This window comes from Neobacillus sp. 204 (genome assembly GCF_046562815.1).
Lineage (GTDB): Bacteria > Bacillota > Bacilli > Bacillales > Cytobacillaceae > Neobacillus.
The window spans coordinates 1-883 of sequence record NZ_JBJORY010000051.1 but is presented as its reverse complement, the minus strand read 5'-3'; the positions used below and the strand labels follow the sequence as shown (position 1 = coordinate 883).

Here is an 883-nt window from a genome sequence, read left to right as displayed (position 1 = left end):
ATTGTAAATTCATTTGCTTTCGCAAAAAACTTTGTTTATTTTACTTTGTAAAAAAAACTTGGTGCCGAGGACCGGAATCGAACCGGTACGGTAGTCACCTACCGCAGGATTTTAAGTCCTGTGCGTCTGCCAGTTCCGCCACCCCGGCACTATTGGAGCGGAAGACGGGATTCGAACCCGCGACCCCCACCTTGGCAAGGTGGTGTTCTACCACTGAACTACTTCCGCAAATATGGTAAGTTATTTGCTATTCGCAAAAAACTTGGTGCGGGTGAAGGGAGTCGAACCCCCACGCCTTGCGGCGCCAGATCCTAAGTCTGGTGCGTCTGCCAATTCCGCCACACCCGCAATATTGAAAGTTATTTTGCTTGCGCAAAAAACTTTAGTGAGCCATGAAGGACTCGAACCTTCGACCCTCTGATTAAAAGTCAGATGCTCTACCAACTGAGCTAATGGCTCATACAAAATACTAAAAAAACAATTAGTTTTTCTCCTTAAAATCCCTTCGGGATTTTAAGCATGCTTCCGCAGATGGAAATGAAGGAAGTAAGAAGCATGGTGCCGGCGAGAGGACTTGAACCCCCAACCTACTGATTACAAGTCAGTTGCTCTACCAATTGAGCTACCCCGGCAAAAAGTATAAAAGGTAAATATGGTGGAGGATGACGGGATCGAACCGCCGACCCTCTGCTTGTAAGGCAGATGCTCTCCCAGCTGAGCTAATCCTCCAAAAAAAATGAAAGTTATTTTTACTAACGTAAAAAAACTTTGGTGACCCCTACGGGACTCGAACCCGTGTTACCTCCGTGAAAGGGAGGTGTCTTAACCGCTTGACCAAGGGGCCATAATATATTTTCGGCAAAAAAATAACCCCAAAGGGTTA

The 883-nt window shown here is 46.1% G+C and carries 7 tRNA genes; all 7 read right to left on the bottom strand.

The features are described 5' to 3' along the window. Positions 1 to 59 precede the first annotated feature (59 nt). Positions 60 to 148, bottom strand: a tRNA-Leu gene (locus ACJ004_RS30050). Positions 149 to 153: 5 nt separating this feature from the next. Further along, positions 154 to 228, bottom strand: a tRNA-Gly gene (locus ACJ004_RS30045). 35 nt (positions 229 to 263) lie between these two features. Continuing rightward, positions 264 to 348 (bottom strand) — tRNA-Leu (locus ACJ004_RS30040). 38 nt (positions 349 to 386) lie between these two features. Next, a tRNA-Lys gene (locus ACJ004_RS30035) sits at positions 387 to 459 on the bottom strand. A gap of 97 nt (positions 460 to 556) precedes the next feature. Next, positions 557 to 632: transfer RNA gene (locus ACJ004_RS30030), tRNA-Thr, on the bottom strand. A gap of 21 nt (positions 633 to 653) precedes the next feature. Then, positions 654 to 729: transfer RNA gene (locus ACJ004_RS30025), tRNA-Val, on the bottom strand. 40 nt (positions 730 to 769) lie between these two features. Next, positions 770 to 844: transfer RNA gene (locus tag ACJ004_RS30020), tRNA-Glu, on the bottom strand. Between the last annotated feature and the right edge of the window lie 39 nt (positions 845 to 883).